We start from the raw sequence: 22,890 nt of genomic DNA on the forward strand, positions 1-22,890 counted from the left end.
TTAATAGTGAGAAGATGAGAAAGTTATGGCGAAAAGTAATGATATTTCACAATTTGGTTATAAACAAGAATTGGAACGAACTTTGACCTTAAAAGACTTAGTTGTTTATGGGTTGATTTTTATGGTTCCGATAGCACCAATGGGTATATATGGTTCAGTAATTTCAGAGTCAAAGGGAATGATTGCCTTAACATATTTGATTGGAATTATTGCAATGTTTTTTACAGCTCTCAGCTATGGTCAAATGGCTCAAGCTTTTCCAATAGCTGGTTCGGTCTATGCATATGCTCAGCGAGGAATCAATAAAACTATTGGATTCCTAGCTGGATGGATGATTATTCTAGATTATATTTTTGTTCCATCTTTGCTTTATGTTATTTCTGCAAATTCAATTAAATCTCTCCTACCTAACATCCCAACTTGGATATGGTTGATCCTTTTTATAATTATTAATACTGTAATTAACGTTGTTGGAATTAAGTTTACGTCAATTGCTAACATGGTATTTTTGATAGGTGAATTAATAGTTTTAGCCTTATTTATTGTACTGGCCGTTTATGGGATAACCCATGGAGTGGGTAATGGATTTACAATTAAACCGTTTTATGAAAAAGCTAATTTCAATATCAATTTTGTTATGACAGCAACCTCAGTAGCTGTCTTGAGTTTCTTGGGTTTTGATGGTATCAGTACTTTAGCTGAAGAAACCAAAGGCGGTAATAAAACAGTTGGAAAAGGCATCATGTGGGCATTAATTTTAGTTGGAGTTTTATTTATTGTTCAAACTTATTTAGCAGCTTTGATTGTCCCAGATTGGCATTCTTTCAGTGATTTAGACACAGCTTTTTACGTTGTTGCTGAAAAAGTAGGTGGCAGACCGCTGATGTATATTACAACTATCGCGACAATATTATCTTGGGGATTTGCTAATGCACTTGCAGCGCAAGCAGCCATTTCTCGTATCCTCTTTGGTATGGCAAGAGATAAAAATTTGCCAACGGTTTTAGCTAAAGTTCATCCTAAATTTAAAACTCCATTTGTCAGTACATTATTAGTTTCTTTTGTATCTTTAGTTGTTGGGATATTATTTATGGATCGAAGTAATATTCTTTCTGAAATTGTAAATTGTGGTGCCTTAACAGCTTTCTTGGTAATTCACCTGTCAGTAATTAATTACTATCTTATAAAAAGGGGTTCACATGACTATTTGAGACATTTAATAGTACCGGTCATTGGATTTGTAATAATTTTATTTGTAATGATAGGTCTAGATCCATTAGCAAAAAAAGTTGGAATAACTTGGTTAGTTATTGGAATCATTTATTATTCAGTTTTGAGAATGAGTCGACGTAATGTTGACATTGATATGTAAAAGTCAAAAAAAGCTCCCTTGATTGGATTAATCCAACCAAGGGAGCTTTTTTGGCAAATATATCAAATTTATTTAACCATTATATTTGGATAATTTAAATTCAACTTTATCTTTGTTATGTAATTTCTTTTTGTCAGCAGAAACATTAACTTTTTTCTTGTTGACGGTATAAGTCCAGTAAATTTTCTTCTTGTTGTTTTGCTTGTGGCCATCGATTTTTGTGATGAAGCCCTTTTTGTCAGTTACTTTCCAAGCTTTTTTCAAACCCTTAGTAACAGTGGCATTTTTCTTTAATTTGACAGTCTTTTTAGCAATCTGCTTTTTGTTTTTCTTCAAAGTATAAGTCACTTTGATATTGTTAGTAGATTTAGTTTGAACTGTTGTTGCTGTAGCAGGTGCAAAGACACCTAGAAGCATTAGTAACGACGCTAAGAATGCAGCAAATTTTTTCATTGATTTCTCCTCCTCCAATTTGTACAACGACTTTAATTATAGCAAATAAAAAAGTCTTTGAAGCAAATAGATTTTTTTTCATAATAAGTTAAAATAGGAATATTGACGTAAGGAGAAGACGATGAATAAATTAATTGAATATTTCAAAAATAATATTAGTAGTCTGATAATGTTTGTTTATTTGATAAACATTATATTAATAGCCTTACTCTACAATAATCCCATAATTTCTTTAGTAATATTGTTAGCATTAGTAGGGATGTCATGGTTAACTCGTCGGGGAAAATTTTTAGCCTATTTTAAATTTTCAATTAGTATTTTTATTATTACGATGGCTTTTAACTTGATTATCAACCAACGCGGACAAGATGTTTTATTGCGCCTGCCTTTTATCGTCATCTCGACGGCTTCGTTAGTCAACGCAATTACTTTAGGATTGTCGTTTGTCAATTTGTTGTGGACTTTTTATTTATACGATGCTTTTGTCAAAACTAAAGTAATCTTCGAGATTCTATCGTACTTTTTTAAAAGTATTGCTATTATTTTTATGTTGACGATTAAGTTTATTCCAAGAATCGTTGGTATTTTTAAAGAGTCAAAGAACTTACGGCGCTTTCGCAGCAACCAAATAAATCAGAAATTGAACCTTTTAAATAAAATAAGGCAGACGATCGATTTGAACGAAACGGTCCTCGATAAGGCAATGGCAAGTTTTATGGGAGTTTCAGATACCTTAGTTTTAAAAGGGTATGAAAAGAGATCCAAAAAAGTTGGTCATTTTATTTTTAACGCCAATGACTGGAGTATTTTATTAATTATTATTTTTTCATTGATATTTAATATCAGCATGTCAGCACTTGATAAAGGAAAAATTGATTTTGGCTCCGGAAATTTGCAAGTTAGTTTTGGAAAAAATGATTGGTGGATAATAATTGTTAACATTATTATAATTTTATTGCCATTATTGACAGGGGGTGTGCATTACTTATGGTGGAAATTTTACGGTGCCAAAACTACAGTTTCCAATACAACAACAGCCAAAAATTATCGTTAAATAAGCTTAATTTCTCAGTCGATCAAGGTGATTTCGTTATTTTGATTGGTGACACCGGTAGCGGCAAGAGCACGCTCTTGAAACAATTTCTTCCAGAATTGCTTACGGGAAAAGTTTTATCCGGTCAAATCAATAGTCAGTATTCACGCGATGCAAATCACTTTGCTTATGTCTCACAATTTGTTGATAATCAAATTGTTATGGAAACGCCGAAAGATGAACTGGAATTCGTCTTAGATAATCAAGGCTGCAACGATAATGAAATATCGATGCGAATTGCTGAAATTGCTAGTTATTTAGGAATCGTCGATTTGTTGGAACAAGAAGTTTCCCACTTGTCTGGTGGACAAAAACAATTAGTTAATTTGGCTAGTGCGCTCGTTTTGAAACCCCAAGTATTATTATTGGATGAGCCGACAGCACAACTTGATCCGGTGGCTTCAGAAAAATTATTGCAGATTATCCACAAACTGAATCAAGATTTCAATTTAACAGTATTATTAGTTGAACATGAGATTGAAAAAGAAGTCAGCTTTGCTAACCGTTTAATGATTTTAGAAAAAGGCAAATTGATTTTAGATGAACCCATCAAACAAGGTCTGTCAAAGATTTTCCAAGCAAAACATTATCGAAATTATTTGACCCAGATTGACCGCCTGGCTTTAGAATTAAATTTTAAATCAGTCGATTTGCCCTTAAGCAATCAACAATTAACAAAACTGATTTCAAAAAAAACGTCGAATTTGCAATACGTAAAACCAGAAAATAAGTCAAAAACTAATAGTATATTTAGCGTGAAGAATTTGAGCTTTCGTTTTGATTTTAATGGTCGAAAAATTTTGAATCGAATCAATTTTCAACTAGAAGAAGGCGGTTCTTATTGTATTGTGGGTCCAAATGGTGTTGGAAAGACGACCTTGTTAAAAGTTTTAACGCAACAATTAAAGCCACAGACAGGTAAAATCAAATTCTTAAATAAAAAAATAACAAATGATTTTTATCGACAAGTTTTTGTTTTGCCACAAAATCCAGCTAATTTATTTATCAAAGCAACAGTTAAAGCTGAATTGGAATTTCAATTGAAGGAAAATCATAGTCAAAAAAACTTATCAGAAGTTTTATCGGAATTTTCTTTAGAAGGTTTGGAAGAATACAGCCCTTATGACCTTAGTGGAGGTCAACAGGAATTTTTAGCTTTGGCGCTGGGATTTATCAAGAATCCGAAGATATTGTTCTTAGATGAACCAACTAAGGGATTAGATCCTAATAAAAGAATCTTGTTGAGCAAATTATTAAAGGATTTTCAATCAGAAAAAAAGACTGTTTTAATTAATAGTCATGATTTATTATTTGCGGCTGATTATGCTGATTATGTTGCAATGATGTTTAATGGCAATTTGAGTCAGTTCCAAACGCCAAGTGATTTTTTTGCTGATAAATTTTTCTATACGACAGAAATAAATAAAGCTCTGCGAGATATTTTTCCCCAGGCTTTAATTTGGAAGGATATTAAAAAAATTGAATCATAAATCGATTGCACTAATTTTATCGTCACTAGTTTTACTTATTTTAATGATGAGTTTTTCAACTAAAAATTATTTATTATTTTCTTTTGCTATTTTATTGATAACTTTAGGAGTATATTTTTGGAAATTCGAAAAATCGCGACACACTTCTCGAGAGGTCGTCTTTATTGCAATTATTTGTGCCTTAGCAGTTGTCGGAAGGATTATCTTTGCCGCAATCCCCTCTGTCAAACCGGAACTTTTTATCTTGATAATGGGAGCCATCGTTACTGGTCCTGAAACAGGTTTTTTGATGGGAACTATCATCGCATTGACTTCAAATATGTATTTTGGCCAAGGAGTCTGGACTCCTTGGCAGATGTTTGCTTTAGGCGTGATTGGATTGATTTCGGGAATTTGTTTCCAAAAACGTCCTAGGACTTGGATTTTAACGATTTGGGGACTAGTCAGTGGCTTTTTGATGGGATGGATTATGGATATCTACTATATTATTGGTTTCGTTGATCCGATTACTGTTAAGAGCATCTTGACTTCCATTGCCGCTAGTTTTTATTTCGACTTCGTCCATGGATTATTTACGGCTGTCTTGTTATTGCTAGTTGGCAAGCGTTGGATTCAGATTTTCAACAATTACAAAGTTAAATATAATTTGTTCGATAAAAAAAGCTAAAACAATTAATGTCTTAGCTTTCAAAATTATGGAATTAATAAGTATAACCAGGCAGCAACGATGCCACCTGCAAGTGGTCCAAAAATGGGTACCCAGCTGTATGCCCAATCCGAATTACCCTTGTTAGCAATTGGTAGGATTTGATGAGCAATTCTTGGTCCGAGGTCTCTGGCAGGATTAATTGCATAGCCAGTTGTCCCACCAAGCGAGAAGCCAATAGCGGTAATCAAAAGTCCGACCACGATTGGATTAAGTCCTTGGGTAAATTTACCACGAGTAAAGGCTAAGAGTGCAAAGACTAAAACAAAAGTTCCGATAAATTCACTAATAAAGTTAAAGAAATAATTACGAATAGCTGGTCCAGTTGCGAAGACGCCTAAAATAGCTTGTGGATCATCGGTTTCTTGCCAATGTGGGTAGTAATTGATCCAAACTAAAATGGCCCCAACAATAGCACCTAAAATTTGAGCTATGATGTAAGGTATAACTGATGACCAAGGGAAGACACCCGCAATTGCCATCCCCACAGTTACGGCCGGATTTAAATGAGCTGGACTTAAAAAGGCTGAACAATAAATTCCCAATGTAACTGCTAGGCCCCACCCTAAGGCGATGGCAACCCAGCCTGAACCTTGGGCTTTTGATTTGTTAAGACTAACAGCCGCAACGACACCGTCACCCAGTAAAATCAAGACTAGGGTACCGATGAATTCGCCGACTAGTTGTAATGTTAAACTATCTTGCATAAGCTTTCCTCCAAATCTATGTGACTACGCTTTCATTTTTTGTTACATATAGATTATACATAGATGAGGTGGATAAAACTATAAAATGCATTGGTTTCAATTTCACAATAAAACAAAATATATTTTTTGAAGGAGTACAAAATGAAAATTTATACAAGAACTGGCGATAAAGGCAAGACTCGAATCATAGGAAACGACGTGCTTTATAAATCAGCTACTAGAATCAATTCTTACGGAACAATTGATGAATTGAATTCCTTAGTGGGCGTTATTATTGCCAATTTGTCTACAAAAACAGCAGTATTGCACGATGAACTAGAAGAAATTCAACAACTATTATTTGATTGTGGAACGGATTTGGCCATTTCTGCTAAGGATACGAAGCACGAATTCATTTTTAAAGATGACAATGGCGCTGTCGACTGGCTAGAAAAGAAGATTGACGAATACAGCGATAAAGTTCCTGTAACCAAAAAATTCATTTTACCTGGCGGTTCAAAAACAGCCTCCAATTTACATTTGGCCAGAACTGTCACTCGTCGAGCTGAGCGTGAAATTGTTAAATTGATGCAAGAAGAACCCATCAATGAGGCAGTATTGAAGTTTATCAACCGACTATCTGATTACTTTTTTGCTGCAGCTCGTTATAGCAATGTCCTTGAAGGTGTAAAAGATATCCAGTATCGTAATAGTAAGCCCGTATTTAGATAAGAAAAGAGGTAATACATTGCGTTCACAAAAAGAAAAGATGTTATCCGGCGACTTGTATATTGCTAATGATCCTGAGATTGCTCATGATTTTAAAAAGGCCAAGCGTCTAGTTAGGTCATATAATCAAACGACTGAAGAAGAACCTCAAAAAAGACAGTCTATTATTGACGACCTGTTTAAAAAGAGTGGTTCGGGAATCCATTTAGAGCCACCATTTTATACCGATTATGGCAGCAATACCGTCATTGGAGATAATTTCTATTCAAATTATGAATGTATTATTATTGATACAGCCAACGTAAAAATCGGTAACAATGTCATGTTTGGACCTCGTGTTGGGCTGTACACAGCTGGTCATCCTATTGATAGTCTGATACGAAATGAGCATCTTGAATATGGTAAGCCAATTACAATTGGTAACGACGTTTGGCTAGGTGGAAATGTTGTGGTAAATCCAGGAATTACAATTGGCAATAACGTTGTCATTGGTTCTGGATCAATCGTTACTAGAGATATTCCTGATGGCGTGATTGCTGTGGGTAATCCTTGTCGAATTTTGAGAAAAATCAATCAACAAGATCACGATTACTGGGAACTCGAAAAGAAAAAATATTATGAAAATTAAAAAAATATAGTTCTGTAATAAGAATAGGGTTCAGAAAATCAATTTGATTTCCTGAACCCTATCTTTTTGCCTTCTAATCGACTGATTTTAGTGCTTCTAACATGTCGATATTTTTTATTTTTTGGTTCATCATCATCATAACTACGAGTGAAAAAATAATCATTAAGATGACTGAAATAATAGGATTTGACCACGATAATCCAGGAGCGACCATTGCTGTAGCTGGAGGCAATAGTTTCATGATGTATCCATGAAAGGCATATCCAAAACCAAGCCCAAGTACAATTCCGATACCAGTTAAAATATTAGTTTCTCGATAAATATACATTAAGACTTCATTAGGATAGAAACCTAAGACCTTTAAAGTTGAGAGTTCCCGAACCCGTTCACTGATATTGATATTAGTAAGCGTATAGAGAACAACTAATGAAAGCAGGGATGCACTCAATACTAAAACGAGGATTAAATTATTGAGATTGCTCAAAATATTGGTGATGGTTGATTTAGTTTCTTGAGACTGAATCGTTTGCACGGCAGCTTCTTGACGATTAAATTTAGCTGCAAAATTATTAACTTGTTCTTTGGAGTTCTTCTTCAAACTAACAAGATAGGCATTAGCTTGGTACTTTTGATTGAAGACTTTTTGATAATAAGCTTGATTCATATAAATGTAATGGCCAGCATACATTGTCGTAATTCCGGCAATTTTGATTTTATGAGTAGTTCCATCGGTTTCATGGATTTTAATTTTTCCACCAACTGTTACATTTTGTAAATTAGCTAATTTTTGAGAAATAATGGCACCGTTATTTGATAACTTCAATGCCTTATGTGATTGATAATCTTGTAGTTTGATATAGTGATTTAATTGTTGTGAGTTTTTTGAAACTGTAAGCGAAATGTCCTCACGTGCATAATCATTATTGCGAGTTGCATAAATATTTTCGAAATAAGCTCCATTAAATCGTTTCACATTATTAGAGTTACGAACAACATTCTTAGCACGATTAATATTTTGCGTCGACTCGTCAGGATTGTAGGCGGTGATAATATCGTATTGACTGATATGTCCAAATTGACGCTCAACAATGGTATTCAGGGAATCTTTAATACCAAATCCTGTAATCATTAAAGCTGTGGCTCCCGCAACACCAACAATTGTCATAAGCATGCGGCCCTTATATCTGAAGAGGTTTCGAGCCGTAACCTTATAGGAAAAGTTTAAATGGTGCCAAATAAAATTAATTTTTTCAAGTAAGATTCGTGAACCACCAGCAGGAGGTTTTGGCAACATTAATTGAGCGGGATCAGTTTTAAGCTCTTTACGAGAGGCTAACCAAGAAGAAAGGACAGTCGAAAGAAAAGCTAATAGGAAAGACAAGACAATATACCAAGGGTGTAAGTTAAGCTGTAATTTAGTGAACGTGAAATTAGCAGTATAAGCATTGAAAATGATTCTTGGCAACGTTATTAATCCTAAAATACTTCCTAAAATAGTCCCTAGAAGTGCTGCCAAAAAACTGTATACGATAAATTCCCGATGAACTAAAGGGGGTTTCGTTTTCATCAGCTATGCACAGCTTGATTTTAATGGATAAAGATGACAAACCATTGACCAGAGCTATCACCTGGGCTGACAACCGTGCCGCTAAATACAGTGAAGAATTGAAGGCTAACGGTTTAGGAGCAGAAATATACGCCAAAACAGGAACGCCGATCCATCCAATGGCTCCATTGTCAAAAATATTATGGTTAAAAAATGAAAAGCCTGATCTCTATCACCAAGCTAAAAAGTTTGTTGATTTGAAGAGTTATGTTTTCTTTAGACTTTTTGGCGTTTATCGGATGGAGTATTCAATCGCTTCAGCAACAGGAATGTTCAATATTTTTAAATTGACTTGGGAACAACAAGCCTTAGATTTATTGGGCATTACTGAAGAACAATTGCCGGAATTAGTTGAACCGACTGATTCGATTTCTGGTTTAAATGAAAGATATTCAGAACTATTAGGAATTTCAACCGATGTGCCATTTATTTTTGGTGCTAGCGATGGAGTACTTTCTAATTTAGGAGTTGGCGCAATCGATCCTGGAGTCGTAGCGGTCACAATTGGAACAAGCGGCGCTGTTCGGGTAGTTGTTGATAAGCCGGTCGTCGATCCGAATGGAAAACTATTTTGCTATGCTTTGACCAAAGATAAATGGGTCGTTGGTGGTCCGGTCAATAACGGTGGGATTGTTTTTCGCTGGGTCAAAGATCAATTGTTTGCTCCTGAAAAGATAACGGCTGAACAAATGCAAGTTTCTACTTATGATATTTTGACGCAAATTGCAGAGAAGATTCCGGCCGGCTCAGATGGATTATTATTCCATCCATATCTCGGTGGAGAACGTGCTCCAATTTGGGATGCTTACGCTAGAGGATCATTTTTTGGTTTGACTAGAAAGCATACGAGAGCACATATGGTTAGGGCTGCTTTAGAAGGAATCGTCTACAATCTTTACATTGTAATGTTGACGATTGAAGGAGTTGCCGGCAAACCTAAGAGTATTCAAGCAACTGGCGGTTTTGCTCGTTCAGCCTTGTGGAGACAAATGTTAGCTGACATTTTTGAACAAGATGTCACTATTCCCGAAAGCTTTGAAAGTTCATGTTTAGGAGCAGCTGTTCTTGGGATGTACTCCTTAGATATGTTGACAGTTTATCGGCTGTAAAAGGCATGATAGGTGTAACTGATGTTCACAAGCCAAATGAAAAGAATTTTGAAGTCTATCGTGAATTATTGCCAATTTGGTTGCGATTATCAAAAGTTTTAGAACCTGAATATAAGAGTATTGCTGAATTCCAGAAGAAACATATGAAATAAAAAAGGGCACGCTTTAAAACGTGCTTTCTTTATAAATATACTTGTAAGCGGTAACAGAAAAGGAGCTAATTATGGACTTTTTAGTACTGATTTTAGGAGTGGCTTTGTTGCTATTTCTAATCATTAAGTTAAAACTCAACACTTTCCTATCACTGATTATAACTTCAATTGTTGTAGGAATTGGATTAGGGATTCCGATGACTAAAATTGCAACGAGTATTCAAGACGGTATCGGTGGACAGTTAGGTGAATTATCGATTGTCTTTGGATTTGGAGCGATGCTAGGTCGACTCGTTGCGGACGCAGGTGGAGCTTTTAGAATCTCACATACTTTAATTGAAAAATTTGGTAAAAAAAGATTGCAATTAGCAATCGTCTTAGCATCATTTATTATTGGGATTGCTTTATTCTTTGAAGTCGGAATGGTTCTATTAATTCCCATCGTCTTCGCAATTGCGCTTGAGGCTGGAGTTTCTATTCTTTATTTAGGGATTCCCATGGCAACTGCTTTGTCGGTCACTCATGGATTTTTACCGCCTCATCCGGCACCAACAGCAATCAGTGCTGTTTTGAATGCTAATGCAGGACATGTCTTGTTGTATGGAGTCTTGGTCGCAATTCCATGTGTTATTGTGGCTGGACCGCTTTATACTAAAGTGGCTCAGAAATTAACTCCTGATGCTTTTGATCGTAAAGGTAATTTGTCAGCATTAGGTCCACAAAAAGAATTTAAATTAGAAGATACTCCCAGATTTGGCATCAGTGTTTTAACATCATTATTTCCAGTTATCTTGATGGCTATTACTACTATTTATCAATTATTATTTAATAATGGATCAGTTCCCAAAAATCCTAGTATCTTAGATTCAATCATTGCTTTTATTGGAACACCTGCTATTACAATGACGATTTCTTTATTAGTAGCGATGTATACGATGGGATGGGCCAGAAGATTTGAGACTCCCACTATCATGAAAAGTTTAGAAGAAGCGGTTAAATCGATTGCTATGCTGCTCTTAGTTATTGGTGGTGGTGCCTTCAAACAAGTTTTGATTGATGGTGGCGTTGGTGATTCCGTTATGGAATTATTTAGTGGCGTTAATATTTCCCCATTGCTACTTGGCTGGTTGATTGCTGTGGTTTTAAGAGTAGCTCTTGGTTCAGCTACAGTTGCTTCATTAACTGCAGCCGGATTAGTTCTACCATTAATGACTTCAGCTGGAGTTAACCCAGCTTTAATGGTTCTAGCAATCGGGGCAGGTTCCTTAGCGGCTTCTCATGTTAATGATGCAGGTTTTTGGATGTTTAAGGAATATTTCGATTTAACCGTTAAAGAAACATTAATGACCTGGACAGTCTTAGAGACCTTGATATCAGTGGTTGGACTGGTCTGTGTTCTTATTTTGAGCGTATTTATTTAAGGATTATTATAAGGATATTCTCATATTTTCAGAATATATCCTAACTATTTTCAAATTTATAAAAAGCAAAATGCCATTAAACCGGCGATAGATGAAACTTTTATTGCAAAACCATTACTTACATTACAGAAATTGGATATTTTGTAACTTGACAGACGTTGTTGTGTAATAAATACTTGTTAGTATATGCAACATAGCAAATGAGGGCTAAACAAATTTAAAGGATGTAATTAATTCATGAAAAAAGTTTTATCTATCGCTTTAGTAAGTACTATGGCTTTAACAGCAATCGCAGCATCAACAAAGACTGCTCAAGCTGCAGTCTCACTCGACAGTAACCATGTTCAAGTAGAAGCAGGTGATACATACAAGAGTATCGCTGCTAACGCTGGGGTAACAATCGCTGAACTTGAACAAGCAAACGGCCGTGAAGTTGGCGGATTTGACTTGATTTTCCCAGGTGAAACAGTAACATTACCTGGTGCTACAGCTGCTCAAGCAAGTACAGATAACTCTGCTACACAACAAGCAACACAAGCAACAACAGAAAATACTGGTTATCAAGCTCCTGCACAACAAACACAAACTCAAGATACACAAGCAACACAAAGTGCATCTCAAACAACACAAACAAACACTAATACAAGTGCTTCAACACAAACATCAACATCACAATCAACTGGTACATCACAAGGAACATACAAGATTTCTTTCTATGATCCAGCTGTCTTAGGTTCAAACATGGGTTACTCCGGTGTTGCCGCTAACCTATCAGTATTCCCTAAGGGTACACAACTAAGAATCACACTTTCTGATGGTACTGTCTTGAACAGAACTGTTAATGATACAGGTACATTTGCATACAGTAACCCTAACCAATTAGATGTTGCTATGCCAAATAACCAAATTCCTTCATACGGTGTTACAACAGCATCTGTTGAAGTGGTTTAATTTAAAATTAAATACTAAATCTCTTAACTTAGACAAATGAGATAAAAAAGACTTGATTAAGTTCAAGTCTTTTTTTTATTAGATTTTTTCTAAGAAAGCCTCTGGTCTAATTGAACTTTTAATCCTATACTAAGGACTATAAGGAGGGGGAACGTATGAAAAATACAAGTTCTGATTGTACCGAAATCCTAGTGGGAAAAGCTGCTAGTATGGATGGTTCCACCATTGTCGCTCGTAATGAGGATGGCTATGGCCCAATTAATCCAATTAAATTTGTCGTTCATGAAGCTAAGACTCAAGAAGATTCCGTTTATACTTCAGTAACTACTGGGGTTAAAGTTCCATTGCCAGACCACGCTTATCGTTACACCGCTACACCACAAGCTGACCAAAGCGATGGTCAGTATGAGGAAGCTGGTATCAATGAATTTAACGTTGGGATGAGCTCAACTGAGACAACTGCTACTAATGCGAGAGTTTTAGGCTATGACCCATTAGTACACGATGGCGTTGATGAAGAAGCCATGTTGACATTAGTTTTGCCTTATATTAAGACTGCTAAAGAAGGAGTTATGCGTCTGGGCAAGCTCCTTGAAAAATATGGTACTGGTGAATGCAATAGTATCGCTTTCAATGATAAGAATGAAATTTGGCTTTTAGAAACAGCCGGAGGACACCATTGGGGTGCAATGCGTTTACCCGATGATACTTACGCTATCGTACCTAACCAAACTGTCATGCAAGAAGTTGATTTAAAGGATACTGATAACTTCCTAGTTGCAACTGATTTGGTCGATTTTGTTGAGAAACACCACTTGAATCCACAACCAGGTCACTTTAATTTCCGTGAAATTTTTGGAACTCAAAGTGAAGCTGATGCTTATTACAACACGCCACGGACTTGGTACGGTCAAAAATTGTTCAATCCAGAAATTGACCAAGAACCAACTGATCAAGACATGCCATTGACAAGAAAACCAGCTAAGAAATTGGCTATTGAAGACGTGGAATTCTTCTTATCTTCACACTACAATGGCACAAAGTTTGATCCATTTGGAACTTTTGCTTCTGGTACCAAAGATGAACAGAAGCAATTTCGTTCAATTGCGATGGACCGAAACCAATGTTCATCAATTTTACAAATTAGAAATGATGTCGACGACAAACATTCAGCAATTCAATGGGTTGCAATGGGCTTTTTTGCTTATAGTCCATATGTACCATTCTTTACTAATATTTTGGACACTCCAGAAGATTATAAGAATACGACAACTGATGTTTCAGTAGACAATGTGTATTGGCTAGAGAAGACCTTGTCAGTTTTGATTGAACCACATTTTCACGAGTATTCAGACACTGTCAATGCTTATCTAGATGCATGTCAATCCTATGCTAGACAACGAGTTGAAGAAACTGATGAAGGTATCCCTGATCAAGATATTTCACAATATCTGACTCAGAGCAATCAAAAAACAGCTGGAGAAATTTCTGCTCGCACACACGCTTTATTTGACCAAATCGTCAAGAAAGGCTTGATGTTATCGAAAACTACTTGGGAAAAAGGTCAAAATTTATAGAATATAAATTTATTGAAGACTCGAAAAAAATCGAGTCTTTTTTGTTGATTAACGAATTAAATGTTTTAATATACTTAATAATATATAAATTCGGTGGTCGCAATGAAAAAATTTATTTTTGTAATTATTGCCATAATAGGTCTCCTTATCCCGGCGGGTTTGCCAACTATGGAAAAAGAAGTTGCAGCTACTTCTAATTCAGAATCAGTTAAAAGACAAGTTCCAACGTTATTTTTTCATGGCTTTGGCGGGACAGTCCGTTCGATGGACTATTTAATCGATCAATCGCAAATGGACGGTTACGCTACTAGAACCTTGACTGTGACGATTAATCGTCAAGGACAAGTTATTAAAACAGACGGAATTTGGGAAAAATCAGCCAAAAATCCAGAAATTCAAGTTTTGTTTGTCGATAATCATGAATCAGATTATCACCACACAGCACGATGGATCGATAATTTATTGAGAATGCTTCATAATAAGTATGGTGTCACCAAGTTCAACGCTGTAGCTCATTCTTGGGGTAATAATGCTGTAATTTATTATTTGCAGCATTATAGTCAAAAGACTAATCAGCCTCAAATTGAATCTTTGGTAAATATTGCTGCACCAATGCAAATTTTGAATCGCGATATTTATCGACGTAATGATTGGCGTTATTCGCAGCAATTAAAAAAAGATTTCCAAACGTATACAGCTCAAGGCTCAACGATTAGAAATCTTCATATTCGAGAATTAAATATTATTGGTCAATTATCTCCAGAAGACCATTTTGACGAAGCTGTTCCAGTTTCCTCAGCAGAATCGCTTAAGAAAATTTTTAAGGGACCAAATCAAACTTATCGAGTAAGACTTTTTACTGGAAAAAGGGCAGAGCACAGTGCTTTAACCAGAAGAAATCCTCGGGTCTTACATGTGATGGAACGCTTTTTATGGGGTCAACCTTAAAATTAACATAACAAATTCATTAATTCGTCACATTTGTTCTTTAAAGTGTCACTTGTAAATTATTAAATAATAAATTAGGTGATATGATGAATTTTTTGATTATGATAGTAGTTTTCTTCTTAGGACTTTTTCTGTTGATGTTTGGAAACTACGTAAAAAATAATATCATCTCAAAACTATTTTATTTTGTCGGCGCTTGCGGTGTTTTATTAGCAATGTACATCGCTTGGCCTAAATGATTATTCAATTGCGATTAGTTGAACGTTATCGACTAAATCCGATTGTCTGATTTTGGCAAGTAAATCGTCAATAGTTCCATTGAGATGACCAATATCAAGTGAAATGACGACTGTGGCCGTATTGTGAATCGGAATATTTTGGTTAATGGTTAAAATAGACGCATTTGATTCAGAGATATCAACGAGTACTTTGGATAAAATACCTTGTTGGTGTTGGAGCATCATAGAGATTACTGCTTTGCGGTCGTTCATTTCTTCGTCAGGTAAAAAAACTAAATCTTTATACTTATAGTAAGTACCTCGACTGATGCCAACGACTTTAACAGCTTCACTGACATTGTTGACTTTCTTGGTTTCAAGCAGGTTGCGGGCTTTTATAACTTTATCAAATGATTCTGGAAGAATTGAACTATCGACGATATAATACCTTTCCATTATTTGCCTCCTCAAACAATTTATATATTGTATAAATTATATCATGCTATTTTGGGCAATTCGCAAAATTTCTTAGATAAATGAGGACGGAAACTGTTAAGTATTTCATTTTTTTGCTATTCTTATGATGATTGGAGATGTTGATTTTGAAAACTTTAGTAGTAGTTTCTCATCCGGAGATAAACAATTCACAAACGCAACAATTTTTATTACAAGGTGCAAAATTGCAAGATGTTATTTGGCATCACGTTGAAGGACTGAGTGAAATTGACGTCGATAAAGAACAAAAATTGTTGATGTCGGCTGATCGAATCATTTTTCAATTTCCACTTTACTGGTATGCCGCACCTTCAGGCTTGAAGAACTGGGAAGATAAAGTTTTAACAAGAAACTTTATTTATGGCGATGATAATGAAAATTTAGGCGATAAAGAATTCGGAATAGTTGTCAGCACCGGGATGCCATTAAAAGATTTTCAACGAGGCGGTACGGAAAACATTACTATCGATGAGATTATGGCTCCCTATCACGCAATTGCTGATCGAGCTAAGATGAAGATTTTGCCAACCTTTAAGATTCCGCAATTTCAATATATGGATGAATCTAAGCAAATGCAATTATTGATTGACTATCAACGTTATCTGACGCAGGCTTATCCTGATAGTTTAAGCAATCGTCAAGCGTGGTTTGAACAAGAATTTGCTGATCGCATCAAGAATTTTGATGACACGGACTGTACTCATTGCGATGCGATTTTGAATACCTTTGCACAGCGTCGTGAAGATATTACTCAATTGAAGAGTACCATCAACTTAATCAAACAAGGGGAGGACGAATAATCATGGATGAAACAGGAACATGGCTTGCAAAAGAGATTTCTGAGTTAGCTAAAAAGCAAACCGCCTATGAGAATCGTGCCTTCTTGTTGGCAATGAAAAAAGTTGTTAAAGAACAAAACGAACGAACCGAACTTCTAAAAGGTGAAGTAGATGGCAGACTCTGGAATCATGAACAATGGTAATAAATAAATAATATAAGTAGCTGTTTATCTGATTGGTGATTTAAAATATAAGATAAACAGTTTTTTTAAATTGAAATGTTAGTTAACACTAGTAATACAAAAGACAATCATTTTGACTGGTTGTAACTGAGACGGTATCATGTCTTTAAACGGGGGGCAATAATGAAATGAAATATATTTTAACTGGAGCAACAGGACATTTAGGCGGTCAAATTTATCAAGAACTTATCAAATTAGTATCGAGCCATGATGTAACTGCTGCCGTTCATACGGTTTCAAAAGCTAATCATTTAAAAGAAGCTGGTTCAACAATTGTACCGATTGATTTTTTAGATGAGGATTCTTTAGTTTCAGCATTTAAGAATCAGGATGTTTTAATTTATGTGCCTAGCAAGAGTCACAGCAGTTTTAGTCGAGTCAGTGAATTAGAAAATGTTATTGAAGCTGCTAAAAAAGCTAACATTGGTCATATGTTAGCCATGGGATTCATTGCTGATCAGATAAATAATCCCTTTGATTTGTCGGCATTTTATGGCTACTTGCCACGTCGTTTAGCTTCAAGTGGCTTGTCTTATACGATTATTAGAAACGCTTTATATGCAGACCCATTGGTACCTTATTTGCCAGAGTTGATTGAAAGAAAGAATATTATTTATCCAGTTGGGAAAGAAGCTTTGACATTTATCAGTCTAAAAGACAGTGCCAAGGCTTTTGCAAAAGTGGCTGCTACTAAAGAATTGTTGAAGAATGGAAAAATCTATACCTTCACTCAGACTAAAAATTACACGATGCCACAATTGGCAGAAGTTTTGTCTGATGTTGCAAAATCTAAAATTGGTTATCAACCAGTAACTTTAGCAGAATTCGCCCAAATTTATAATGAAGGAAACGAAGGCAACATGTTGTCATCCATGTATGATGCTGGTGGTCGTGGCTTGTTATCTGAAGTCAGTCTCGATTATCAAAGCGTGATGGGACATCCGGCTCAAGATTTAGAAGAATTTCTCAAAGAAAATTATCAAGCGTAATCAAAAAGAGGTTTATCAATTCCTATTGGGAATCGGTAGACCTCTTAATTTTTTGTTCAACTAGAATATTTTTGGTGATATCTTGTAAAGTAACGTCATTAAATTTTCGCAAAGCTGCCATTTGCGCATCTTCGTAATAACTGCTGAGAACTTTTTGAATGTTGCCACCCACAATGCAATTGCTATTAGTATGTGAATCGACTGTGAACAACTTTTTATTTCCTTCGACGGCTAAATAGATATCTAATAGGGTGATTTTATCTGAATCTTTAGATAATTTTGCTTCTGCAGTACCTTTTTTAGTATCGATCAAGTCAGCATTGCGTAAATTTCCCATTAATCGCCTCACGACGACAGGGGATGTTTCGATGCTTTTAGCAATCAGCTCACTAGATAGTTTTTGGTCTTTATAAATCTCAATAAAAGCTAAGATGTGAACTGAATCGCTGAATTTTGTAGAAACTCTCATTTGAATTACCTCAATATGTAACTTTTAATCATACAGCTAGTATCATATGATGAGCGTTTAGGTAAGTCAAATGTTAAAATATGTTTGCATAAAATGATAATTTTAATTAAATCTAAGATTAAAGAGCGGGTAAATCAGAATTCAATTGTCTTGCATGATGATTTCAAAGTAGTATCATCAAACTTATTGTGAGGAGTGATATGCATTAAAAATTCAATACAAACGAGGACTGTAGGTCTTGTTGCTGGCTTGATTTTGAATGCCTTTGGTAATGGCCTTTGTATCTCGGCAGATATGGGAAGTGGCCTGTGGACGGTTGCTGCTGTAAACTTGGATAAATGGTTGGGCTTAAATACTGGATTGTTATTATTTATTTTTGGAGTTATCAATGCCTTGACTAACCAAGTCTTAATTAAACATTTTGATGGTAAAAGATTAGTCGGTGAAGTCTTATATGTGATGTTCTTCAGTTATTTTGTTGATGTCTTCACCAATTTATTGAACAGCATGGGAATACCTAATTTACCAATGTTGATTAGAGCCGTATTATCTTGTTTAGGAGTTGTTTTCTTCTGTATTGCAATTTCGCTTTACCAAAGAGCCAATATTGTTATGCATCCTAATGATGATACAACTAATATTTTGCGTTTCTTCTACTTAAAGGGTAATGCTACAGCTGCTCAAGTAATTGACTTTTTGCCACCAATCATCTTGATTATCATTGCTGGAGTTGCTTTAAAAGCAGTTTATTCAGTCAATGTCGGAACATTGTTCTCCTTTATTTTCAACGGGATTTTAATTGCGACTGCAGATAAATGGATCTGGCCCGCTTTGAAACATAATTTTAAGACACAAAATGATTAATATTTCAAAATAACTCAATACGCTGAAATTTTTTCTGATTCGTTATATAATGTGATTACAGGATTTAGGAAACGCTTACAAAAGTGACCGAATCCTGGATGAGTTTTAATAATTAATTAGGTGGTGCGTATTGATGAAATTAAACGACAATACCGAGGCAAAGAAAGTGTTATCGGAGCTGTATACCGATATTAATAATGCAAAGAACTTAGACAAAGAAGATTATAGTAAAAATTTTGTTTTAAAAACCTATAATTTATTAGATAAGAATTATTCATTCCAGTACCTATTTGGTAGATTACGTGATGATCGTAAAGTACAAGCTGTTTTGAATAAAATGGACAATGGGGTTGATTATAAAGAATCAATTGACCAATTTGCACATAATGTTGGTTATGCCATCAATTAAACTTAAAATAGAATAAGTTTCACTAGTTATAAGCGACTCGTCATATTTTGATGAGTCGTTTTTTTAATTCAAATAATGTTGCAAACGCAACAAAAAGAAGATACAATGTCTTCTAGATGAAAGGAAGTAAAACTTTTTGGTAGACATTTTAAGGTCGATTGGCGTGATTGCTAGGTCATTAGATTCAATCAGTAATATTGAATTTAAAGAATATAATTTGACTAAAGGTCAATATTTATATTTAGTGCGGATCTATGAAAATCCAGGAATTATTCAAGAAAAATTAGCTGGGATGATTAAAGTTGATCGCACGACGGCAGCACGAGCAATTAAAAAATTAGAAAATAATGGTTTGATTGTTCGTAAACAATCACAAGATAACCGTAAGGAGAAAAGACTCTTCGTGACCAAAAAGGGGAGCGATATCTATCCAATCATTCATCGAGAAAATATTTATTCCAATAAGGTTGCTTTAAAAGGATTAACTAGTGATGAGAAAAAGTTGGTAGCAAAACTCCTTAAGGTGGTTGAAAAAAATACTGCTAGCGATTGGGAATATGTAAAAAAAGGTAATAAACGGATTTATTAAGATTAAGGAGAATTTAAATGACAAAAGTAGTTGTTGATAATAAATTTTGGGAGTTATTCCCGGAGGCACAAATTAGTACTTTAACGATTCATGGAATCGATAATCATGTGGATGAAAAAGATGATCCTTATTTTGCAAAACTTTTAAGTGATGCAACTGAAGAGTCAAAGCAGTTTATCACAGATGAAACTTTCCGTAAAAATGAAGTTATTGATGAATGGCGCCAGGCTTTTCGAGAATTCAAAACTAAAAAGGGCGCAAGATGTTCAATTGAAGCTTTGTTGAAGAGGGTCAGCCAAGGACATGAATTTTCACCAATCAATCCTCTAGTTGATATTTATAATAGTATCTCGTTGAAATATGGAGTTCCTTGCGGTGGCGAAAATCTTAATGCCTTTGATGGCGATATGCATTTGGGAGAAGCCTCTGGAGGCGAAAGCTTCAAACCTCTAGGAGCAACTGAAGATTCACCAGCACTTCCCGGGGAAATCATTTATTATGATAATTCAGGAGCCATTTGTCGTTGCCTAAACTGGCGTGAAGCCCAAAGAACGATGTTGACTGAAGATACAACTGATTCGGTTTTGGTTATTGAAGCAATCAATCAAAAGCAAGCTCAACGTGCTCAAGAAGCAATCGTTGAACTAAAAGAATTGATTGAGAAATATTTCAAGGTTGATGGCAAGATTGAACATCTAACTAAAGACCATGTAGAAACGATTAATTTATAAAATAAAAGACGCAATTCTGACTTTTTTAAAGTCAGAATTGCGTCTTATTTATTTTTGGTGGTTATTGTTGGTCGCGGTCGACCATTCCAAAGGTTAGAACGATGATACCAAGGATTAGAGCTACAACGAAGTAGAAGAAGACAACGGGAATGCTGATGCCCATTCCTAAAGAAATACCAATCAAGTAAGGTCCAATAGTAGCACCAATTCGACCAATTGATTGAGTAAATCCGATTCCCATACCACGTAATTCCATTGGATATTGCGTTGGTGTTAAAGCAATCAGAATTCCCCAGGCTCCTAAAGTAAAGAACGATAACATCGCTGCACTAAGGATAACGAGCCAAGTTTGTTGGGCTGTTCCGAATAAAAAAGCACCGACAATTGTTCCAGCTAAGTATATTGTTAGAACTTTTTTACGACTGATTTTACCCATTAAAACAGCGGCTAAGTAATAACCTGGTAATTGAGCAAAACTCATGATTAAAGTGTAGCCAAAACTATGAACGATTGAAAAGCCACGTTTAACTAGAACACTAGGCAACCACAAGAAGAGTCCATAGTAAGTAAACATAATGATGAACCAAAGAATACTCAAGCAAAGAGTTGATCTTCTAAAATCTGAAGACCAGATTTGGGAAAGAGAAATCTTAAGATTCATCTTTTCGTTTTTGACATTGGTCTCATCTGGCAAATGACGACGAATGACTAGGGTATACAAAGCCATGATTGAAGTAATGATTACTGTAAATCTCCAACCAAAGACTGGCATGAATAAGAATGCCAATAGCGAAGCAGCAATCCAACCGATTGCCCAGAAACTATCAACTAAAATCAACATTCTAGAGCGCTTGTGGCCAGAAAAAGCGTCCGCAATAATTGTGGTAGCAACTGGTAACTCTCCACCCAAGCCGATTCCGGTTACGAAACGGACGAAGAGAAATTGTGAAACGTTAGTTGTTAGGGCAAGACCGAGGTTACTAACTGAAAAAATCAATAACGTTATAATAATAATATTCTTCTTACCAAATTTATCGGCTAGATATCCAAACAATACGGCACCGATAATCATTCCCACGGTTGTAATTGAACTTACTAGTCCAATCTGTCCATCAGCAAGGGCCCATTCCTTTTTGATCAAGGGCATGATGAATGATAGTAAAGCAACATCTAAAGCATCGAATAACCAAGCAGTTCCGATAACGAAGAGTAATTTTAAACCACTCCTATCTTTTACCTGTACATTATTCAAAAGCCAAGTACCTCCTAAAATTATATTAGTTTATTACTATTTTTATTAAAGGTAGAATTTACCTTAAATAGCATAAAATAAGACTAGCATTAGTCTTATTTAAGTGCAAGCTATTATGCTAATTTGTATAATTTTGCAGGCCGACCGCTCTTGCCATGCTCAATGCCGACTTCAGAAAATAGGTGGCCGTGGGTCTTACGAAAGTTCGAGTTATCAATCTTTTCAACAGGTTCTTTTAAAAAGACAGCATAAACTTTACGAGCTTGTTTGAGTGTAAAGTTATCGCCAAGAATCAATAAAATCGTGGGCAAATAATCAAGTCGATTTCTGATGCGTTTAAATGCTAAACGTAAAATCAAGGCGTGATCGGACACGAGATTGTTTTCACTATTAAACTTTTGAATATTATTATAGAATTCATTTTCATTTATATTTTCATTGAGTGTTTCAAGGACTAATTGTTGATTTTTTAGAAGGTATTGTTGGTCATTGTGATCGACTTCAAACCATTTGACATCTTTAGCCCCATACCCAGGCGTCAACTCAGGCAAGTAGGGTAAATAAGTCATATAGGTCAGAGCAATTTCTCTTCCCGTGATAGTCCGCTTGATATTGCTGAAAGTCGCCAGTTGTTCGGTATTAAAGTTGGATAAATCAATGCCCATCTTTTCCTTCACCAAGCGTAAAGATGCTTCTTCCGCATTTTCGTTAGCACGTAATAGTGTCGTAGGCAATCCCCAGCGATTGGCATTTGGACCAAGCGAGTTTTGAACTAAAAGAACTTGAACTTTATCTGTTTGACAGTTGTAACCCCAAACAATGTTAACGATATTAATCATTAGATTATTATTTAATTTTGAATCCTGCATTTGCGACGACACCTTCTAATTATTGATAAATTAATTATAATTTACTTCTCGTCTAGTTCCAAC

At 35.4% G+C, this 22,890-nt stretch carries 24 protein-coding genes and 1 pseudogene; 18 read left to right on the top strand and 7 right to left on the bottom strand.

Translation table 11 applies throughout. The features are described 5' to 3' along the window. The first annotated feature begins 25 nt into the window (after positions 1 to 25). The gene (locus FHL06_RS08110; protein WP_153385724.1) at positions 26 to 1,372 is read left to right on the top strand and encodes an APC family permease; all 1,347 of its coding nucleotides are present in this window, start codon (positions 26 to 28) and stop codon (positions 1,370 to 1,372) included. Between the two features lie 72 nt (positions 1,373 to 1,444). Here the strand turns inward: FHL06_RS08110 and FHL06_RS08115 are convergent, their stop codons facing one another. Then, entirely contained in the window at positions 1,445 to 1,825 is a 381-nt protein-coding gene (locus FHL06_RS08115) for a DUF4430 domain-containing protein (RefSeq protein WP_153385725.1), read from the bottom strand. A gap of 121 nt (positions 1,826 to 1,946) precedes the next feature. Here FHL06_RS08115 and FHL06_RS08120 point away from each other — a divergent pair, with 121 nt between their 5' ends. The 3 genes from FHL06_RS08120 to FHL06_RS08130 are packed head-to-tail and all read left to right on the top strand — an operon-like array spanning position 1,947 to position 5,075. Next, positions 1,947 to 2,879 carry an energy-coupling factor transporter transmembrane component T family protein gene (locus tag FHL06_RS08120; RefSeq protein WP_153385726.1) on the top strand — a complete coding sequence of 311 codons (933 nt, stop codon included), beginning with the start codon at positions 1,947 to 1,949 and terminating at the stop codon, positions 2,877 to 2,879. Then, a complete protein-coding gene (locus tag FHL06_RS08125) occupies positions 2,813 to 4,408 on the top strand; it encodes an ABC transporter ATP-binding protein (protein ID WP_153385727.1) in 1,596 nt (531 codons plus the stop codon). The genes FHL06_RS08120 and FHL06_RS08125 overlap by 67 nt, the downstream gene beginning before the upstream one ends. Further along, the gene (locus FHL06_RS08130; RefSeq protein WP_238333985.1) at positions 4,398 to 5,075 is read left to right on the top strand and encodes an ECF transporter S component; all 678 of its coding nucleotides are present in this window, start codon (positions 4,398 to 4,400) and stop codon (positions 5,073 to 5,075) included. The genes FHL06_RS08125 and FHL06_RS08130 overlap by 11 nt, the downstream gene beginning before the upstream one ends. 26 nt (positions 5,076 to 5,101) lie before the next feature. On the opposite strand, the gene FHL06_RS08135 is transcribed toward FHL06_RS08130, so the two are convergent. Beyond that, complete coding sequence (locus FHL06_RS08135) at positions 5,102 to 5,821, bottom strand: MIP/aquaporin family protein (RefSeq protein ID WP_153385728.1); 720 nt, start codon at positions 5,819 to 5,821, stop codon at positions 5,102 to 5,104. Positions 5,822 to 5,962: 141 nt separating this feature from the next. Between FHL06_RS08135 and FHL06_RS08140 the strand changes: the two genes are divergently transcribed. After that, positions 5,963 to 6,532: a cob(I)yrinic acid a,c-diamide adenosyltransferase gene (locus FHL06_RS08140; protein WP_153385729.1), complete on the top strand. Its 570-nt coding sequence runs from the start codon at positions 5,963 to 5,965 to the stop codon at positions 6,530 to 6,532. 16 nt (positions 6,533 to 6,548) lie between these two features. Next, positions 6,549 to 7,157, top strand: coding sequence for a sugar O-acetyltransferase (locus tag FHL06_RS08145; RefSeq protein ID WP_153385730.1), 609 nt, complete (start codon positions 6,549 to 6,551; stop codon positions 7,155 to 7,157). 73 nt (positions 7,158 to 7,230) lie between these two features. Here the strand turns inward: FHL06_RS08145 and FHL06_RS08150 are convergent, their stop codons facing one another. Then, complete coding sequence (locus tag FHL06_RS08150; protein WP_153385731.1) at positions 7,231 to 8,724, bottom strand: ABC transporter permease; 1,494 nt, start codon at positions 8,722 to 8,724, stop codon at positions 7,231 to 7,233. Between FHL06_RS08150 and gntK the strand changes: the two are divergent. From gntK to FHL06_RS08175, 5 genes and pseudogenes are all read left to right on the top strand, one after another. Further along, positions 8,697 to 10,024 (top strand): annotated as a pseudogene (gene gntK, locus FHL06_RS08155) (gluconokinase); the annotation flags it as partial. The gene FHL06_RS08150 and the pseudogene gntK overlap by 28 nt on opposite strands. Before the next feature lie 71 nt (positions 10,025 to 10,095). Further along, positions 10,096 to 11,445, top strand: a complete 1,350-nt coding sequence (locus tag FHL06_RS08160) for a gluconate:H+ symporter (protein WP_153385732.1) — start codon at positions 10,096 to 10,098, stop codon at positions 11,443 to 11,445. Positions 11,446 to 11,682: 237 nt separating this feature from the next. Further along, positions 11,683 to 12,396, top strand: coding sequence for a LysM peptidoglycan-binding domain-containing protein (locus FHL06_RS08165; protein WP_153385733.1), 714 nt, complete (start codon positions 11,683 to 11,685; stop codon positions 12,394 to 12,396). 155 nt (positions 12,397 to 12,551) lie between these two features. Next, positions 12,552 to 13,973 (top strand): C69 family dipeptidase, encoded by a 1,422-nt coding sequence (locus FHL06_RS08170; protein ID WP_153385734.1) that lies wholly within the window; start codon positions 12,552 to 12,554, stop codon positions 13,971 to 13,973. Positions 13,974 to 14,141: 168 nt separating this feature from the next. Then, a complete protein-coding gene (locus FHL06_RS08175) occupies positions 14,142 to 14,921 on the top strand; it encodes an alpha/beta fold hydrolase (RefSeq protein WP_162000192.1) in 780 nt (259 codons plus the stop codon). A gap of 239 nt (positions 14,922 to 15,160) precedes the next feature. Here FHL06_RS08175 and FHL06_RS08180 read toward each other — a convergent pair whose 3' ends face one another. Next, positions 15,161 to 15,595 carry an ACT domain-containing protein gene (locus FHL06_RS08180; protein ID WP_153385736.1) on the bottom strand — a complete coding sequence of 145 codons (435 nt, stop codon included), beginning with the start codon at positions 15,593 to 15,595 and terminating at the stop codon, positions 15,161 to 15,163. 137 nt (positions 15,596 to 15,732) lie between these two features. Between FHL06_RS08180 and FHL06_RS08185 the strand changes: the two genes are divergently transcribed. The 3 genes from FHL06_RS08185 (at position 15,733) to FHL06_RS08195 (ending at position 17,644) form a co-directional block, all read left to right on the top strand. Then, positions 15,733 to 16,434 (top strand): NAD(P)H-dependent oxidoreductase, encoded by a 702-nt coding sequence (locus FHL06_RS08185; RefSeq protein ID WP_238333986.1) that lies wholly within the window; start codon positions 15,733 to 15,735, stop codon positions 16,432 to 16,434. Positions 16,435 to 16,436: 2 nt separating this feature from the next. Further along, positions 16,437 to 16,616: a hypothetical protein gene (locus FHL06_RS08190; protein ID WP_153385738.1), complete on the top strand. Its 180-nt coding sequence runs from the start codon at positions 16,437 to 16,439 to the stop codon at positions 16,614 to 16,616. Between the two features lie 167 nt (positions 16,617 to 16,783). Then, positions 16,784 to 17,644: an NmrA family NAD(P)-binding protein gene (locus tag FHL06_RS08195; RefSeq protein ID WP_153385739.1), complete on the top strand. Its 861-nt coding sequence runs from the start codon at positions 16,784 to 16,786 to the stop codon at positions 17,642 to 17,644. Positions 17,645 to 17,666: 22 nt separating this feature from the next. Here the strand turns inward: FHL06_RS08195 and FHL06_RS08200 are convergent, their stop codons facing one another. Next, on the bottom strand, positions 17,667 to 18,113 hold the full coding sequence (locus tag FHL06_RS08200; RefSeq protein ID WP_153385740.1) for an Rrf2 family transcriptional regulator: 447 nt from the start codon (positions 18,111 to 18,113) through the stop codon (positions 17,667 to 17,669). 204 nt (positions 18,114 to 18,317) lie between these two features. Between FHL06_RS08200 and FHL06_RS08205 the strand changes: the two genes are divergently transcribed. The 4 genes from FHL06_RS08205 (at position 18,318) to FHL06_RS08220 (ending at position 20,706) form a co-directional block, all read left to right on the top strand. Next, the gene (locus FHL06_RS08205) at positions 18,318 to 18,977 is read left to right on the top strand and encodes a DUF6198 family protein (RefSeq protein WP_475392981.1); all 660 of its coding nucleotides are present in this window, start codon (positions 18,318 to 18,320) and stop codon (positions 18,975 to 18,977) included. Positions 18,978 to 19,110: 133 nt separating this feature from the next. Next, positions 19,111 to 19,386 carry a hypothetical protein gene (locus FHL06_RS08210; protein ID WP_153385741.1) on the top strand — a complete coding sequence of 92 codons (276 nt, stop codon included), beginning with the start codon at positions 19,111 to 19,113 and terminating at the stop codon, positions 19,384 to 19,386. 136 nt (positions 19,387 to 19,522) lie between these two features. Continuing rightward, positions 19,523 to 19,975, top strand: a complete 453-nt coding sequence (locus FHL06_RS08215; RefSeq protein ID WP_153385742.1) for a MarR family transcriptional regulator — start codon at positions 19,523 to 19,525, stop codon at positions 19,973 to 19,975. Between the two features lie 17 nt (positions 19,976 to 19,992). After that, entirely contained in the window at positions 19,993 to 20,706 is a 714-nt protein-coding gene (locus tag FHL06_RS08220) for a B3/B4 domain-containing protein (protein ID WP_153385743.1), read from the top strand. A 61-nt stretch (positions 20,707 to 20,767) separates the two neighbouring features. Here the strand turns inward: FHL06_RS08220 and FHL06_RS08225 are convergent, their stop codons facing one another. Then, positions 20,768 to 21,958 carry an MFS transporter gene (locus tag FHL06_RS08225; RefSeq protein WP_153385744.1) on the bottom strand — a complete coding sequence of 397 codons (1,191 nt, stop codon included), beginning with the start codon at positions 21,956 to 21,958 and terminating at the stop codon, positions 20,768 to 20,770. A gap of 113 nt (positions 21,959 to 22,071) precedes the next feature. After that, complete coding sequence (locus FHL06_RS08230) at positions 22,072 to 22,827, bottom strand: NrtR DNA-binding winged helix domain-containing protein (RefSeq protein WP_153385745.1); 756 nt, start codon at positions 22,825 to 22,827, stop codon at positions 22,072 to 22,074. Positions 22,828 to 22,890: the final 63 nt, after the last annotated feature.

The sequence above is a fragment of the Companilactobacillus halodurans genome (assembly GCF_009600985.1).
GTDB classification, from domain to species: Bacteria; Bacillota; Bacilli; order Lactobacillales; family Lactobacillaceae; genus Companilactobacillus; species Companilactobacillus halodurans.